Annotated in this window: 14 protein-coding genes and 1 riboswitch; of the genes, 10 read left to right on the top strand and 4 right to left on the bottom strand. The window is 69.2% G+C overall.

The window, feature by feature from the left end; all coding sequences use genetic code 11:
• Window positions 1-123 precede the first annotated feature (123 nt).
• The 5 genes from ACPPVW_RS11160 to ACPPVW_RS11140 all read left to right on the top strand — a co-directional run bounded on the left by ACPPVW_RS11160 (window position 124) and on the right by ACPPVW_RS11140 (window position 4650).
• Window positions 124-1368, top strand: coding sequence for a YihY/virulence factor BrkB family protein (locus ACPPVW_RS11160; RefSeq protein WP_426623192.1), 1245 nt, complete (start codon window positions 124-126; stop codon window positions 1366-1368).
• A gap of 9 nt (window positions 1369-1377) precedes the next feature.
• Window positions 1378-2214, top strand: a complete 837-nt coding sequence (locus ACPPVW_RS11155; RefSeq protein WP_426623191.1) for an exodeoxyribonuclease III — start codon at window positions 1378-1380, stop codon at window positions 2212-2214.
• Window positions 2215-2288: 74 nt separating this feature from the next.
• Window positions 2289-3299, top strand: a complete 1011-nt coding sequence (gene trpS / locus ACPPVW_RS11150) for a tryptophan--tRNA ligase (protein WP_426623190.1) — start codon at window positions 2289-2291, stop codon at window positions 3297-3299.
• Complete coding sequence (locus ACPPVW_RS11145) at window positions 3299-3901, top strand: GNAT family N-acetyltransferase (RefSeq protein ID WP_426623189.1); 603 nt, start codon at window positions 3299-3301, stop codon at window positions 3899-3901. The genes trpS and ACPPVW_RS11145 overlap by 1 nt, the downstream gene beginning before the upstream one ends.
• The gene (locus ACPPVW_RS11140; RefSeq protein WP_426623188.1) at window positions 3898-4650 is read left to right on the top strand and encodes an HAD family hydrolase; all 753 of its coding nucleotides are present in this window, start codon (window positions 3898-3900) and stop codon (window positions 4648-4650) included. The genes ACPPVW_RS11145 and ACPPVW_RS11140 overlap by 4 nt, the downstream gene beginning before the upstream one ends.
• 66 nt (window positions 4651-4716) lie before the next feature.
• Here ACPPVW_RS11140 and ACPPVW_RS11135 read toward each other — a convergent pair whose 3' ends face one another.
• From ACPPVW_RS11135 to ACPPVW_RS11120, 4 genes are all read right to left on the bottom strand, one after another.
• A complete protein-coding gene (locus ACPPVW_RS11135; RefSeq protein WP_426623187.1) occupies window positions 4717-5994 on the bottom strand; it encodes an LCP family protein in 1278 nt (425 codons plus the stop codon).
• Between the two features lie 145 nt (window positions 5995-6139).
• Window positions 6140-7654, bottom strand: a complete 1515-nt coding sequence (gene glpK / locus ACPPVW_RS11130; RefSeq protein ID WP_426623186.1) for a glycerol kinase GlpK — start codon at window positions 7652-7654, stop codon at window positions 6140-6142.
• Window positions 7655-7727: 73 nt separating this feature from the next.
• The gene (locus ACPPVW_RS11125) at window positions 7728-8507 is read right to left on the bottom strand and encodes an MIP/aquaporin family protein (RefSeq protein ID WP_426623185.1); all 780 of its coding nucleotides are present in this window, start codon (window positions 8505-8507) and stop codon (window positions 7728-7730) included.
• Between the two features lie 129 nt (window positions 8508-8636).
• Window positions 8637-10376 carry an FAD-dependent oxidoreductase gene (locus ACPPVW_RS11120; protein ID WP_426623184.1) on the bottom strand — a complete coding sequence of 580 codons (1740 nt, stop codon included), beginning with the start codon at window positions 10374-10376 and terminating at the stop codon, window positions 8637-8639.
• A gap of 126 nt (window positions 10377-10502) precedes the next feature.
• On the opposite strand from ACPPVW_RS11120, the gene ACPPVW_RS11115 reads away from it, so the two are divergent.
• The 5 genes from ACPPVW_RS11115 to ribH all read left to right on the top strand — a co-directional run bounded on the left by ACPPVW_RS11115 (window position 10503) and on the right by ribH (window position 15292).
• The gene (locus tag ACPPVW_RS11115; RefSeq protein ID WP_426623183.1) at window positions 10503-11498 is read left to right on the top strand and encodes a sugar-binding transcriptional regulator; all 996 of its coding nucleotides are present in this window, start codon (window positions 10503-10505) and stop codon (window positions 11496-11498) included.
• An 84-nt stretch (window positions 11499-11582) separates the two neighbouring features.
• Window positions 11583-11734, top strand: a riboswitch (FMN riboswitch).
• A 93-nt stretch (window positions 11735-11827) separates the two neighbouring features.
• Window positions 11828-12892, top strand: coding sequence for a bifunctional diaminohydroxyphosphoribosylaminopyrimidine deaminase/5-amino-6-(5-phosphoribosylamino)uracil reductase RibD (gene ribD / locus ACPPVW_RS11110; protein WP_426623182.1), 1065 nt, complete (start codon window positions 11828-11830; stop codon window positions 12890-12892).
• A 2-nt stretch (window positions 12893-12894) separates the two neighbouring features.
• On the top strand, window positions 12895-13524 hold the full coding sequence (locus ACPPVW_RS11105; RefSeq protein WP_426623181.1) for a riboflavin synthase: 630 nt from the start codon (window positions 12895-12897) through the stop codon (window positions 13522-13524).
• Complete coding sequence (gene ribA / locus ACPPVW_RS11100) at window positions 13521-14819, top strand: GTP cyclohydrolase II (RefSeq protein ID WP_426623180.1); 1299 nt, start codon at window positions 13521-13523, stop codon at window positions 14817-14819. Before ACPPVW_RS11105 ends, ribA begins: the two co-directional genes overlap by 4 nt.
• On the top strand, window positions 14816-15292 hold the full coding sequence (gene ribH, locus ACPPVW_RS11095; RefSeq protein WP_426623179.1) for a 6,7-dimethyl-8-ribityllumazine synthase: 477 nt from the start codon (window positions 14816-14818) through the stop codon (window positions 15290-15292). The genes ribA and ribH overlap by 4 nt, the downstream gene beginning before the upstream one ends.
• Window positions 15293-15307: the final 15 nt, after the last annotated feature.

Genomic DNA, 15307 nt, shown 5'->3' with positions numbered 1-15307 from the left:
CGCACCGAATGGAGGAGCCCATCTCGCGCATGCGGGGCTGAGGGGCAGCGCCCGCGACCCCGAGTGCCGACGCGACAGGCCTGGACGCCGCACCCGGGCGAGGTCGATCGATATCCTTGCGGCGTGGCCAATAAGTCCCGCCGGTCGGAGACCGTCGCTCCCGCAGAGCCCGATCCGGCGTTGCAGCGCGCCCAAGGGACGGTCGAACCCGAGGAGACGCTGAGGGAGCGCATCCTCGACGCCGCAGAGCCGCTGAAGGAACGGCTGGAGAAACCGGTCGCGCGGGTCTCCCGGTGGGCCAAGTGGGTGCAGTCGCTGCGCCCCTACCGGGTCTACATCAATTACTCGCACTGCGACGGCAATCTCCGGGCCGCCGGGATGGGCTTCCAATCGCTGTTCGCGGTCTTCGCCGCGGTCTGGCTGGGATTCTCCGCGGCCGGCGCCTGGCTGACGAGCAACCCGGAGCTCTTCCAGTCGCTGGTCCAGATCATCAACCGTGCGGTGCCGGGGCTCATCTCGACCGAGACGACTGAGGGCGTGATCAACGTCCAGCAGCTTCAGGAGGCGACCGGCTTCGGATGGTCGGGCATCATCGCGGCGGTGAGCCTGCTCTGGACGGCGATCGGCTGGCTCTACTACACGCGGCAGGCCGTGCGCGCGGTCTTCGGGCTCAGCCGGGACACGACCAACTACGTGCTGCAGAAAGTCCGCGACCTGTTCCTGGCCCTCGCCTTCGGCCTGGTGCTCATCGTGTCCGCGCTCGTCTCCATCGTGAGCACGCAGGCGGTGACCTTTCTCCTCCAGCTGATCGGGCCGACCTCCGACACCTTCTGGACCGAGACGCTGACCCGCTTCACCGGGCTGGTGATCTCCGTGATCCTCAACATCTTCACCCTCGGCGCGATGTTCCGCGTGCTCGCCCGTGTGGCCATCCCCTGGCGCAACCTGTTCTTCGGCGTGCTGCTCGGCGCCCTGGTGCTCGCCGGTCTGAGCGCCCTCGGCGGCCTGCTGATCACCGGTGCGACCAAGAATCCGCTTCTCGCCACCTTCGCGGTCTTCATCGGACTGCTGCTCTGGTTCAACCTCGTCTCCCGCGTCATCCTGCTGTCGGCATCCTGGATAGCCGTCGGCATGTTCGACTCCGGGCTTTCGCCGCGGATGATCACCGCTGAGCAAGCCGCGGCCGAACGCGCGGCGGCGGAGTACGAAGCGCGGGTGCTCGTGGCGAAGGCCGAACTCCAGAGCGCCAAGGACGACCTGGCCGACGCGCGGTTCTTCGCTCGGCTCAGCGCGCAGCGCCGGGTGGAGAAGGCCGAGCACCGGCTCAACGACCTGCTCGACGAGAGCAGCGTCGGCGCTCGCCGGTAGGGTGGGAGCATGCCCTCGAAACCCCTGCGCATCGCGACGGCCAACGTCAACGGCATCCGCGCCGCTTTCCGCAAGGGCATGGGCGCCTGGCTCGACGCGCGCGACGTAGACATCCTCGCGCTGCAGGAGGTCCGCGCCTCCACAGAAGACCTGCAGGGCCTTCTCGGAGACGAGTGGGACATCGTGCACGACCCCGCCACCGCGAAGGGCCGCGCGGGCGTCGCGATCGCCAGCCGGCACCGAGCGCACATCCATCGGGTCGAGCTCGGCGCGACCGAGTTCGACAGCGCAGGCCGCTGGCTGGAGGCCGACTACGAGATCGGTACGCAGGTCGTCACTGTGGTCAGCGCGTACGTGCATTCCGGCGAGGCCGGCACCGAGAAGCAGCACGCCAAGTACACCTTCCTCGACGCGATGGAGGCTCGACTGCCCGCGCTCCAGAAGCACAACCCCCTCGCGGTCGTCATGGGCGACCTCAACGTCGGGCACAGGAAGCTCGACATCCGCAACTGGAGGGGCAACGTCAAGAGGGCCGGCTTCCTCCCGGAGGAGCGCGCGTACTTCGACCGCATCGTCGGCGCGGAGGACGACCCGCGTTACAACGACGGCGCCGGCCTCGGCTGGGTGGATGTCGGGCGCAAAGCGGCGGGAGAGGTCGACGGCCCGTACACCTGGTGGTCGTGGCGCGGGCAGGCGTTCGACAACGACACGGGCTGGCGCATCGACTACCACCTGGCCTCCCCCGCGCTGGCGGCGACGGTGAAGAACTATGCGGTCGACCGTGCGGCCGCCTACGACGAGCGATGGTCCGATCACACCCCGGTGGTCGTCGACTACGCCATCTGAGCGCCAGTAGAGCCACCCGAACCCGCACCCCAGACCTGAGCCCACTGAGGGCATCGACTTTCGAAGGCACCGACATGAGCACACTCCCCCGCCTCTACTCCGGCATGCAGCCGTCGGCCGACTCCCTTCACCTCGGCAACTACATCGGCGCGCTCCTGCAGTGGAAAGACCTGCAGAGCAGCCACGACGCGTTCTTCTCGGTCGTCGACCTGCACGCGATCACCGTCGCGCAAGACCCTGCCGAGCTTCGCGAAAAGACGCGCCGCACGGCAGCGCAGTACATCGCCGCCGGCATCGACCCCTCCGCCTCCACCCTGTACGTGCAGTCGCACGTGCCGGCGCACGCCCAGCTGGCCTGGGTGCTCAACACGATCACCGGGTTCGGCGAGGCCTCGCGCATGACGCAGTTCAAGGACAAGTCGGCCAAGCAGGGCGCCGACGCCACCTCCGTCGGCCTCTTCGCCTACCCGGTGCTGATGGCCGCCGACATTCTCCTGTTCGACGCTGAGGTGGTCCCTGTGGGCGACGATCAGCGCCAGCACGTCGAGCTGACCCGCGACCTGGCCGAGCGCTTCAACAGCCGCTTCGGCGAGACGTTCGTCGTGCCGCAAGCGATGATCCTGAAAGACGGGGCCCGCGTCTACGACCTCCAGAACCCGGAGTCGAAGATGTCCAAGTCGGCTGAGTCGGCCGCCGGGATCGTCTGGCTGCTCGACGAGCCCGACGTGACCCGCAAGAAGATCATGCGCGCTGTGACCGACACCGACGGAGTCGTGTCATTCGATCGAGCGGGCAAGCCGGGCATCTCCAACCTGCTCAGCATCTACTCGGCGCTCACCGGCCGGCCGCTGGCCGACATCGAGTTCGAGTACGACGGCAAGGGCTACGGCGACTTCAAGAAGGGTCTCGTGGAGGTCGTGATCGAGACGTTCGGCCCGGTGCGCGAGCGTGCGCTCGACCTGCTCGCCGACCCGGCCGAGCTAGACCGCATCCTCGCCGGCAATGCCGAGCGTGCGAGCGAGGTCGCCGAGCGCACGCTGGCCAATGCGCACGACGCGATCGGCCTCCTACGGCGGACGCACTGATGCCGCGGGCGCCGGTGCAGCTGGCCGGTGGGCCGCTGGTCATGTCGGCGCCCGACGCGCACGACATCGACCGGATCGCGGAGCTCTGCCGCGAGCCGGCGATCGCCGCCTGGACCACCGTGCCCTCCCCCTACGAGCGAGCGGACGCCGAGCGCTTCGTCATGCGAACGGTCCCCGACGGGTGGGCCGGCGGCCGGGAATGCACGTGGGCCATCCGCGACGCGTCGACGGGCGCGCTGCAGGGTCTGGCCGGGCTGCACGACATCGACGACGGTGAGGCTGAGATCGGCTTCTGGCTGGCCGCGGAGGCGCGCGGACGCGGCTGGATGGCGTGCGCCGTTCAGCTCGTGCTCGACTTCGCCTTCGCGGAGGCTCCCGCCGGCCTGGCTCTCCAACGCGTCGTGTGGCACGCGTTCGCCGGCAACGCCGCGAGCGCGGCGGTCGCCCGTCGCGCCGGGTTCCAGTGGGAGGGCGTCGCACGGCTGGGCGTCTCGCACCGCGGTGTGCGCCGCGACGAGTGGCAGGCCGCTCTGCTGGCGGCAGATCCGCGGGAGCCTTCGAGCGACTGGCCCGGCGCCACCTACGTGCAGGTGCACCCGTGACGAGCATCCGGGTCGTGCTCTTCGACCTCGACGACACCTTGTTCGCCCATCGTGCCGCCGTCTCGGCGGGAATCCAGCGGTACGCGGCCCAGCTCGGCGAACCGTACGGCACGATGGAAGCCGTCGACCTGGTCGCGCTCTGGCACGATCTGGAGGAGCAGCACTACCACTCCTACCTCGCAGGCCGGCTCGACTTCGAGGGTCAGCGCCAGGCGCGGGCGCGCGACTTCGCCGCCCGGCACGGGGTCATGCTCGGCGATGCGGAGGCCAGCGCCTGGTTCTCCGACTACTTCGAGCACTACATCGCCGCGTGGTCGCTCCACCACGACGCACTGCGCTGCCTCGACGCCCTGCAGGCGGCGATCCCTGGCGTGCGGTTCGGTCTCATCACCAACGGCGATCTGGCGTTCCAGCGCCGCAAGGTCGAGGCCGTGGGACTCGATGCCAGGATCGAGCACCTGATCGCTTCCGGAGAGGTAGGCATCGCCAAGCCGGACGCGCGCATCTTCCAGGAGGCGTGCTCCGAGTTCGATGTGCGCCCTGAGCAGGCGGTCTACGTCGGCGACCGGCTGCGCACCGACGCGATCGGCGCCGCGCACGCGGGCCTGACCGGTGTCTGGCTGAACCGCGGGGGCGACGTGCCCTCGGCCGACGACGCGGCCGAGGCCGCCGCCATCGGCGTGATCGAGCTCACCTCCCTCGACGCACTGACCGGCGCGATCCTCGACCGCGCAGCCGCGACGAACTGACAGAACCTGTCGCCTGACGGACGCCCCTGGCGGCGTGTCCTGCCAGTTCGATGAGGCAGATGCCGGTCAGTTGCCCTTGGTGCAGGTCTGCTGCGCGGCGGTCTGGCCGGTGACGTTCGACGGGAGGCTGACAGCCGAAGAGGTCGGCGACGGCGTCGACCCTCCGCTGGATGCCGTGGTTCCGGCACTCGGCGTCGCGGTCGCGCCGGGTGTGGCGGTCGACGTCGCGGTCGGGGTCGGCGTGGCCGACTCCGTGCCGGCGCCGGTGGTCCCCGTCAGCACGATGGGCGTGTCCGTGGTCAGCGCCTGTTTGAGGGCATCCACACCGATGGGCTCCGGAACGACCCGGTTGGGGTCGTTCGGGTCCGTCATCGACGGGTACTGCAGGAAGACGAAGTCGCTGAGCGACACGCTCTTGAGCGCCAAACCGATCGAGACGATCGTCGGCGAGTCCAGCGTGTCGGAGAGGGTCAGGTTGGAGGTCGCGGCCTTCGCCAGGGTGTAGAGCGTGAGCGGGTTGGTCAGCACGCCGGCGCTCGTCGCCGCGCGCAGCAGCGACGAAAGGAAGAGCTGCTGGTTGCTGATCCGGCCGAGATCGCTGCCGTCGCCGACGCCGTGGCGGCTGCGCACGAAGGCGAGCGCCTGGGAGCCGACGAGCGTCTGCCGGCCGGCCGGGAGGTCCAGCCCCACGTACGGGTCGGTGAGAGGCGTCGCGAGGCACACGGGCACGCCGCCGACGGCGTTCGACATCGCGACCACGCCATCGAAGCTGATCTCCGCGGCGTACGGGATGCTGAGTCCGGTGAGCGCCTCGGCCGTCACCACCACGCAGGAGAGACCTCCGGTCGACAGCGTCGTGTTGAATTGCGCGCTGTCCTGCGCCGACGTGGAACCGCCGCCCGAGGTCGGGCACGACGGGATCGGCACCATCAGGTCGCGTGGGATGCTGATCACCGTCGCATGCCGATGGTCCGCGGAGAGGTGCAGCACCATCGTGACGTCGTTGTTGCCCACGCCGGAGCTTCCGGCCAGCTCCTGGGACGTCGAGAACTCGCCGCCCTGACCCGTGCGTGTGTCCGTGCCGGCGAGGAGGATGTTGATCTCCCCTGACTCGGCTCCCACGGCGGGTGGAGTGACGGACCTGCCCGACGCCGACACGAGGTGGATGGCCGGCTTGAGCGAACGCACCGTGTCCTGCACCGCGTACGCGGCGACTCCGCCGACGGCGAGCAGGACGACGGCGACCGAGGAGGCGACCAATCGCGCCAGCGGCCCGCGCGCGCGGCGCGCGGGGAGCCGGCCGTGCCGCACCGGAGCGGGCCTCACGACAGAAGAATGCCTCATGCGGGCCACGCTAGGCGGCCATTCTGCGGGAAAGCTTTCGCGCCGATGAGGAAACCGACAGACGAAGACCGCGTGAACGGCACGCGAACGACGCACGAGCGCCGCCCGGCAGATGCCGGACGGCGCTCGGTGGAACTGCGCGGGACTACTTCACGTCGTCGTCGACCCAGTCGAACGTCTTCGTGACGGCCTTCTTCCACAGGCGCAGCTGACGGTCGCGCTCGCCGGCCTCCATGTCCGGAGTCCAGCGACGGTCCTCCTGCCAGTTCTTGCGCAGGTCGTCGAGGTCGCTCCAGAAGCCGACGGCGAGGCCGGCGGCGTAGGCGGCGCCGAGCGCGGTCGTCTCCGCGACGACCGGCCGCACGACCGGGACGCCCAGGATGTCCGCCTGGAACTGCATGAGGGTGTTGTTGGCGATCATTCCGCCGTCCACCTTCAGCTCCGACAGCTCGAATCCCGAGTCGGCGTTGACCGCGTCCAGCACCTCGCGGGTCTGGAAGGCCGTGGCCTCCAGAACGGCGCGGGCGATGTGACCCTTGTTGACGTAGCGCGTGAGGCCGACGAGGGCACCACGTGCGTCCGCCCGCCAGTACGGCGCGAACAGTCCGGAGAACGCCGGCACGAAGTACGCGCCGCCGTTGTCCTCGACGCTCTTCGCCAGCTCCTCGATCTCCTGGGTGCTGGAGATGAGGCCGAGGTTGTCGCGCAGCCACTGCACCAGCGCGCCCGTGACGGCGATCGAGCCCTCCAAGGCATAGTGCGGCTTCTCGTCGCCCAGCTTGTAGCCGAGCGTCGTCAGGAGGCCGTTCTTGGAGTGGACGATCTCCTCACCCGTGTTGAAGATGAGGAAGTTGCCGGTGCCGTAGGTGTTCTTGGACTCGCCTGGATCGAACGCGGCCTGGCCGAACGTGGCGGCCTGTTGGTCTCCCAGAATGCCCGCGACGGGCACCTCGCGCAGCAGGCTGGACGACTCCACCGTGCCGTAGACCTCGGAGGAGCTCTTGATCGCCGGGAGCATCGACTTCGGGACGCCGAACGCCTCGAGGATGTCGTCGCGCCAGGTGAGGGTCTCCAGGTCCATGAACATGGTGCGGGAGGCGTTGGTCACGTCCGTGACGTGCACGCCGCCTTCCGTACCGCCGGTCAGGTTCCAGAGCACCCAGCAGTCGGTGTTGCCGAAGAGCAGGTCTCCCCGCTCGGCGCGCTCGCGGGCGCCCTCCACGTTCTCCAGGATCCAGGCGATCTTCGTGCCGGAGAAGTACGTCGCCAGCGGGAGGCCGACGAGTTGCTTGAACCGCTCGACCCCGCCGTCGGCCGCGAGGCGGTCGACGATCGGCTGCGTGCGGGTGTCCTGCCAGACGATCGCGTTATAGACGGGCTCGCCGGTGTCCTTGTCCCAGACGACCGTGGTCTCGCGCTGGTTGGTAATGCCCACGGCCGCGATGTCATGGCGGGTGAGGTCGGCCTTCGACAGCGCCTGACCGATGACCTCCCGTGTGTTGTTCCAGATCTCCTTCGGGTCGTGCTCGACCCACCCGGCCCTCGGGAATATCTGCTCGTGTTCCAGTTGTCCGGACGACACGATCGACCCGGACTTGTTGAAGATGATCGCCCGGGTGCTCGTAGTGCCCTGGTCGATGGCGACGACGTAGTCGGCCATTTGCTAACTCCTTTGTTTTGAGGGTGGTACTGAAGGGGGCCGGTTCGGGGTCTCCCCCGATCGGCCCCCGGTGTTACTTGGTGAGGATGGGGAGCAACCAGGTGGCGACGACGCCGGCGATCACACCGCCGGCGATCGGCCCGACGACCGGGACCCACGAGTAGGACCAGTCGCTGGTGCCCTTTCCCCTGATGGGAAGTACGGCGTGGGCGATTCGGGGGCCGAGGTCACGCGCCGGGTTGATGGCGTAACCGGTCGGACCACCGAGGCTGGCGCCGATGCCGACCACCAGGAGGGCGACTGGCAGAGCGCCGAGCGCGGCCAGACCGGCTGCGGTTCCGGGCTGGTGGCCGAACGCGATCACGACGAACACCAGCACGAAGGTGCCGATGACCTCGGTGACGAGGTTCCAGCCGTAGCTGCGGATGGCGGGGCCCGTGGAGAAGACGCCGAGCTTGTTGCCCGGGTCCGGCTCCTCGTCGAAGTGCTTCTTGTAGGCCAGGAACGTCAGGCAGGCACCGATGAAGGCGCCTATCAGTTGCGCGAGGATATAGAGGAGCACTGTGACGAAGTTGACCGGCACCAGAGTGTGCCCGGCAGCGCTGCCGAAGGCTTTCGCCCCGTTCGCCACCAGTCCAAGCGTCACAGCAGGGTTGAGGTGCGCGCCCGAGTTGTAGGCGACGACCACGCCGGAGAACACTGCGATGCCCCAGCCGAAGTTCACCATCAGGAACCCGCCGTTGAAGCCCTTGTTCCTGATGAGTGCGACGTTCGCCACGACACCGGTACCGAGGAGGACCAGCATCGCAGTGCCACACAACTCAGACAGGAAATCAATACCGATATTGTCCACGTTGACCTTCCACTTGTTCAGTTGACCCGCACCCTGTTGTGCGTTGGTGTGGTTCTCGCAGGGCGGGCCTTTGAACGCTATTGGCGTCAGGTCCTCTCCGGCAAGAACCGTGCTATGCACGTTCGTGCATCATCGGAGCGCCACGGCTTCGCTCCCGTCCCCCGACTCCAGGTTCACCCGGTGGGCGGCTGCCAGTTCCGCTTGGAACGCATCTTCCTCCTCCGCGCCACGGTTTGGCGACCATCCGAGAGCGTTTGCCGTGATTTCGCCGATCTCGCGGATCAGCGAGACCGAGATCGCACCGGTGAACGCCAGGCTGGTGCGGCGCAGGAAGACGTCGGACAGGTGCGCGACGTGCTCGGTGCGCACGAGGTGGTCGATCTCTGCGCGCGAGTACGAAAGGGCTGCCGCCAGGGGGGCGTCCTCGCCGTCCCAGGCGGCGATGGCGTCGAGCACAGCCGTCGCCTTGGTGCCGTAGCGGCTCAGGAGCATCGCCGCGCGCTCCGCGCCGACATCGGCGCCGTAGCGGGCGATCCAGTCCCGCTCGGCCTGCTGCGTGGTCGGGAAGCCGGCGCCGCCGCCGATCGCGAGGCCGAGCGTCTGCACCGTGCGGGTCATGCCCAGCGCCTCCAGCGTCTCGTTCGCGAGGTGCTCGCTCAGCGCGCGGAACGTCGTCCACTTGCCTCCGACCAGGCTGAGCACGGTCGTCCCACCGAGTCCGGGGACCGTGCCGCGCACGATGCGGTAGTCGCGCGAGACGAAGCCGGGCGCGGTGTCGTCGTGGTGCGGCAGCGGCCGGACCCCGGAGAAGCTGTAGACGATCTGCTCGCGGGTCACCGGGATCGCTGGGAAAACGTGCGAGACCAGCTCGATGAAGTAGTCGATCTCGTCCTCGGTGCAGACCGCGGGCGCGGACATGTCGGCCTCGAGGTCGGTCGTGCCGACCATGACCCGGCCCTTGAGCGGGTAGATGAGCACGATACGGCCGTCGTTGTTCTCGAAGAACATCTCGCGGCCGCGGCAGGCATCCAGCAGCTCGGGGTTGTCGAGCACGATGTGGGATCCCTTGGTGCCGCCCATGTAACGGGTGGCCTCCCCGAGCGCCGCGTTGGTGAGGTCGGTCCAGGGTCCTGAGGCGTTGACGACGACGTCGGCGGTGATCGCGAACTCCTCGCCGGTCTCCCTGTCGCGCACGACCACCCCGCCGTCGCGGGCGCCGACGGCCTCCAGGTAGTTGGCGGCACGGGCGTGCGGTCCGGCCGCGAGGCCGTCGGCGAGCACGTCGAGCGCGAGACGTTCCGGGTCGTGCACGGAGGCGTCGAAGTAGGTGGCGGTGTACTTCAGGCCGGGGTTGAGCTTGGGCAGCTCCTGGAGGGAGCGTTTGCGGCCATGGAAGCTGTGCCGCGGAACGGTGCCGCCGTCGCGCGAGAACGCGTCGTAGATCGTGAGGCCGGTCTTGATGAGGAAGGCGCCACGTTCCTTCGGCTTGCCCTGCTTGTGGGTGAGGAAGCGGAGCGGTGCGGCGAGGATGCCGGAGAAGGTGGAGTAGATCGGGATGGTGGTCTGCAGCGGCTTGACGTAATGCGGCGCGATCTTCAGCAGGCCGTTGCGCTCCGTCACTGACTCCTTGACCAGACGGAACTCGCCGTTCTCGAGGTAGCGGATGCCACCGTGGATCATGTGGCTGGAAGCGGCCGACGCGCCGGAGACGAAGTCGTTGCGCTCGACGAGCACGACGTCGACGCCCTGCAGGGCCAGGTCGCGAAAGGTGCCGAGCCCGTTGATGCCGCCACCGACGATGAGGACCTGGGCGTTGGGGCGCTCGCGCAGTCGCTGGATCTCGGCGCGGGTATTCGACGACGTCGTCACTTCGGACTCCTGTTGTTCTTCTCTGCGGCGGTGGGGGCAGCTATAGTCTTCGATGTCGGCACAACTTCGATCAAGCCGGATGCACATACGTGCAACGCTCATCACCCGAGAAGGCAAGCACCCGAGATGTCCGAACCCGATATCCAGAACCTCCCCGAGAAAGTCCGCGACGCCCTCAAGGCCGGACACCTCTACTACATGCAGGACCTCACAATGGAGGCCATCGCCCACGAGATGCACACCTCGCGGTCGAGCGTGTCCCGGTTGCTCTCCTACGCCCGCGCCTCCGGACTGGTCACGATCCAGATCGCCCAGCCCCACGAAGGCGCCACCCGCGTGCAGCAGCAACTGCACTCCCGCTATGGCATCGGCGCGCACATCGTCCCCATGCCCAGCGCCATCAGCGACGTCGACCGGCTCGAGCGTGTCGCCATCTCTGCTGCACGAATTCTCGACCGCTTCATCGACTCCAACACCACGGTCGGCATCGCGTGGGGATCGACGATGAGCGCATTGAGCAGGCACCTGATCCCCAAAGACCTCCACAACGTCGAGTTCGTGCAGCTCAACGGCGCGGGCAACACGTACACCACCGGCGTGCTCTACGCCTCCGAGATCCTGCGCCGGTTCGGCGACACCTATTCGGGCACGATCCAGGAGTTCCCGGTGCCGGCGCTCTTCGACGACCCACAGACCAAGGTGGCCATGTGGCGCGAGCGCAGCACCCGCCGCATCCTCGGCATCCAAGAACGCATGGACGTGGCGATCTTCGGCCTCGGCTCACCCTTCTCCGAGGTGCGCTCGCACGTGTACGCCGGCGGCTACCTCGACACCGCCGACTACGCCTCCCTGGACGAGTCGGGCGTGGTGGGCGACGTCGCCACGGTGTTCTTCCGAGAGGATGGCAGCCACCGCGGCATCCCGTTGAACGAGCGGGCCAGCGGGCCCGACATCGACCTGATCAAGCGGGTGCCGCGGCGCGTGTGCATCGTGTCGGGCCCGTCGAAGGTGCACAGCCTCCGCGGTGCGCTGGCCGCCGGGCTCATCACCGACCTGATCGTGGACGAGGGCACCGCGCGCGCCCTGGTCGGCGTGGTCGAGCCGCTCGAGGACGCGGCCTGACCTCCGCGGCCCCGAGGGGCATCGTCACGAAGCGTCGGGAATAGACCCACGCGATGCGCGTTGATCTACACTCGACAACAGAAGAACGTGCTCCGGGGTCGGTGAGATTCCGAACCGGCGGTGACAGTCCGCGAGCGGGAGGCCCAGCCTCCTGTTGAGCCGGTGGAATTCCGGCACCGACGGTAATGCGTGCAGGCGACAGCCTGGGCGCTCAGTCCGGATGGGAGGCGCACGTCGGCGGTCGGTGGCGACCGTCGCCAACGCGAGCATTCCGCTCCAGCGACCCCGGCATCACGTCTCGACGATACGAGAGACAGGACGACGCCCGGATGACCCGGACTGGAGAATGGGATGCGGCGATGCGCACGGCGCTGCGGCTCGCCGAAGGCGGCCCCGCCACCGGCGTGAACCCGCGCGTCGGCTGCGTCATCCTCGACGCCGAGGGGCGCACGATCGCCGAGGGCTTCCATCGCGGGGCCGGCACGGCCCACGCCGAGGTCGACGCTCTCAGCTCCCTGCCCGAAGGAGCGGCGCGCGGAGCGACCGCTGTCGTGACGCTCGAGCCGTGCAACCACTGGGGGCTCACCGGCCCCTGCTCCGAGGCGCTCATCGAGGCCGGCGTCGCGCAGGTCGTCTACGCGGTCGCCGACCCGGGGCGCCATTCGAGGGGTGGGGCCGAGCGCCTCCGGGAGGCCGGCGTGGCGGTGACGGGAGGGGTGCTCGCCCACGAGGCGGAGGCGTTCCTCGACGACTGGCTCACTGCCGCCCGGCTGGGCCGGCCGTACATCACCGTGAAGTGGGCGAGCACACTCGACGGACGCGCGGCCGCAGCCGACGGCACCAGCAAGTGGATCACCGGAGCCGCGGCTCGCCAGCGCGTGCACGAGCAGCGGGAGGCCTCCGACGCCATCGTCGTCGGCACCGGCACCGTGCTCGCCGACGACCCGAGCCTCACCGCCCGCGGCGACGCCGGCGAGCTGCTGGCGACGCAGCCGACCCCTGTCGTGGTCGGCACGCGCGCCATCCCCAACGACGCTGCCGTCTTCCGCCACCCGAACCCCGTGATCTTCGAGGGCACCCACGACCTCCACGACGTCGTCGCCGACCTTCGTCAGCGCGGCTTCCGCCGCGTATACGTCGAGGGCGGCCCCACACTCGCCAGTGCCTTTGTGGCGGCAGGCCTGGTCGACGAGTACGCCATCTACCTCGCCCCGTCGCTGCTCGGCGGACCGCGCGTCGCGCTGGGCGACATCGGCGTCACGACCATCGGCGATCAGCGGAGGCTGCGCGTGCTCGACGTCGAACGGCTCGGCGGCGACCTCTACCTGCGGGCCGTACCCGTCCCGACACCCGACCTCGCCGCACAGGGCGACACCACCCACCAGGAGGACTGAGCGTGTTCACCGGAATCATCGAAGAGCTGGGCGAGATCACCGCCGTCGAGCGCGTCGCCGACGCGGCCAGGATCACCGTCCGCGGGCCGCTGGCGGTCAGCGACGCCGCGCACGGCGACTCCATCTCGGTCAGCGGCGTCTGCCTCACCGTGATCGGCCAGGACGCGGAGTCCTTCACCGCAGACGTGATGGCCGAGACGCTCGCGATGAGCACGCTCGACGACGTCGAGCCCGGACGCCGCGTGAACCTCGAGCGCGCAGCGCAGGTCGGCGACCGGCTCGGCGGCCACATCGTCCAGGGCCACATCGACGGCACTGCCACCGTGCTCTCGGTCGACGACGGCAGCGCCTGGCGCGTCGTGCGGCTCAGCCTGGGTCCGGAGCACGCACCGCTGGTCGCGCGCAAAGGCTCCATCGCCGTGGACGGCGTCTCGCTCACGGTGAGCGACGTCGGCGGCGGCCGCGAAGACGGCTGGTTCGAGGTGTCCCTGATCCCGGAGACGCTGACAGCCACCACGCTGGGCGACCGCGTCCCCGGCGACCGAGTGAACATCGAGACCGACATCCTGGCGCGGCACGTCGAGCGGATGCTCGCCCTCGAACCGACGCTGACAGAACGGAGTGCGTCATGACCCTCGCCACCATCCCAGAGGCCCTCGCCGAGCTGCGTGCCGGGCGACCCGTCATCGTGGTCGACAACGAGAGCCGCGAGAACGAGGGCGACGTGGTGATCGCCGCCGGTCTCGCCAGCCAGGAGTGGATCGCCTGGACGGTCAAGAACTCCTCCGGCTTCATCTGCGCGCCGATGACGAACGAGATCGCCGACCGCCTCGAGCTGCCGGTCATGGTCGTGAACAACGAGGACGACCGCGGAACCAACTACACGGTGAGCGTCGACGCGGCCGACCGGCTGTCGACCGGCATCAGCGCGGCCGACCGCTCTCACACCCTGCGGGTGCTCGCCGACACCGAGTCCACTCCGGCGAGCCTCCACCGGCCCGGCCACATCCTGCCGCTGCGGGCGGTGGACGGCGGGGTTCGCGAGCGCGATGGCCACACCGAGGCGTCGGTCGACCTCCTGAAGCTCGCCGGCCTCACCCCGGTGGCCGCGATCGCCGAGATCGTCGCCGACGACGGCGAGATGATGCGGCTTCCCGGCCTGCTCGAGCTCGGCGAGCGCGAGGGCGTGCTGGTGATCACCATCGAAGCGCTCCTCACGTACCTGCAGGAGTTCCACTGCGACGAGCAGCTCGCCTCCCTCACGCCGATCCCCGAGTCCTCGCGCGTCATCTTCGAGGTGGAGACGACGGTGCCGACCGTCAACGGGTCGTTCCAGCTGCGCGCCTACCGCGACCGCATGACGGGCGCCGACCACGTCGCGATCGTCTCGGGCCGCCCGAGCGCCGAGGGCACGCTCGTTCGCGTGCACTCGGAGTGCCTGACCGGCGAGGCGTTCGGCTCGCTGAAGTGCGAGTGCGGGCCGCAGCTCGACGCGGCGCTGGCCACCATCCAGCGGGAGGGCGGCGTCGTCGTCTACCTGCGCGGCCACGAGGGCCGCGGCATCGGCCTGATCAACAAGCTGCGCGCCTACAAGCTGCAGGAGGACGGCCTCGACACGCTCGACGCCAACCTGGCTCTCGGCCTGCCGATCGACGCGCGCGACTACGGAGCGGCCACGGCAATTTTGCAAAACCTGGGGATCGAGTCGGTGCGTCTGCTGACCAACAACCCCGAGAAGGTCCGCCAGCTGGAGGAGCGCGGCATCGCCGTCGACGAGCGCGTCCCGCTCGTCGTGGGTGTCGGCGCCTTCAACGAGCGGTACCTGGAGACCAAGCGCGACCGTATGGGTCACGTGATCGACGACATCGACCCGGGCGACGGGTCGGACGGCACAGCTGCGGTGGCAGCGGAGAGGACAGCACGATGAGCGGAGCGGGAGCCCAGAAGACGACGGAGGTCGTTGACGGCCACGGCCTGAAAGTCGTGATCGTCGCAGGCACCTGGCACGAACAGATCGCCGAGGGCCTGATCGCCGGGGCGACCAGAACGCTGAAGGCCGCGGGGGCGGACTACTCGCTCGTGCGCGTGCCCGGCAGCTTCGAGCTCCCCATCGTCAGCAAGGCTGCCCTCGACTCGGGCGCGGACGCGGTGGTCGCCCTCGGCGTGATCATCCGCGGCGGCACGCCGCACTTCGAGTATGTGTCGTCGGCCGCGACCGACGGTCTGACCCGCGTTGCGCTCGACACCGGCAAGCCGGTCGGCTTCGGGGTTCTCACGCTGGACGACGAGGCCCAGGGCATCGATCGCGCCGGCCTCCCCGGCTCGCGCGAGGACAAGGGCGAGGAGGCCGCGCATGCGGCGCTCGCCACTGCGGTCACGCTGCGGCAGCTACGCGGCTGAGGCGCACGCGAGGCC

It is taken from the genome of Leifsonia sp. McL0607, from assembly GCF_049993355.1.
Classification (GTDB): Bacteria; Actinomycetota; Actinomycetes; order Actinomycetales; family Microbacteriaceae; genus Leifsonia.
Note: the sequence above shows the minus strand (reverse complement) of the source record. Positions and strands in the feature narration are given on the sequence as shown.

Excerpts from the sequence above, each read along its gene's own strand:
- ACPPVW_RS11155 (WP_426623191.1), top strand. The coding sequence starts at position 1,378 with ATGCCCTCGAAACCCCTGCGCATCGCGACGGCCAACGTCAACGGCATC.
- trpS (WP_426623190.1), top strand. The coding sequence starts at position 2,289 with ATGAGCACACTCCCCCGCCTCTACTCCGGCATGCAGCCGTCGGCCGAC.
- ACPPVW_RS11145 (WP_426623189.1), top strand. The coding sequence starts at position 3,299 with ATGCCGCGGGCGCCGGTGCAGCTGGCCGGTGGGCCGCTGGTCATGTCG.
- ACPPVW_RS11135 (WP_426623187.1), bottom strand. The coding sequence starts at position 5,994 with ATGAGGCATTCTTCTGTCGTGAGGCCCGCTCCGGTGCGGCACGGCCGG.
- glpK (WP_426623186.1), bottom strand. The coding sequence starts at position 7,654 with ATGGCCGACTACGTCGTCGCCATCGACCAGGGCACTACGAGCACCCGG.
- ACPPVW_RS11115 (WP_426623183.1), top strand. The coding sequence starts at position 10,503 with ATGTCCGAACCCGATATCCAGAACCTCCCCGAGAAAGTCCGCGACGCC.
- ribD (WP_426623182.1), top strand. The coding sequence starts at position 11,828 with ATGACCCGGACTGGAGAATGGGATGCGGCGATGCGCACGGCGCTGCGG.
- ribA (WP_426623180.1), top strand. The coding sequence starts at position 13,521 with ATGACCCTCGCCACCATCCCAGAGGCCCTCGCCGAGCTGCGTGCCGGG.
- ribH (WP_426623179.1), top strand. The coding sequence starts at position 14,816 with ATGAGCGGAGCGGGAGCCCAGAAGACGACGGAGGTCGTTGACGGCCAC.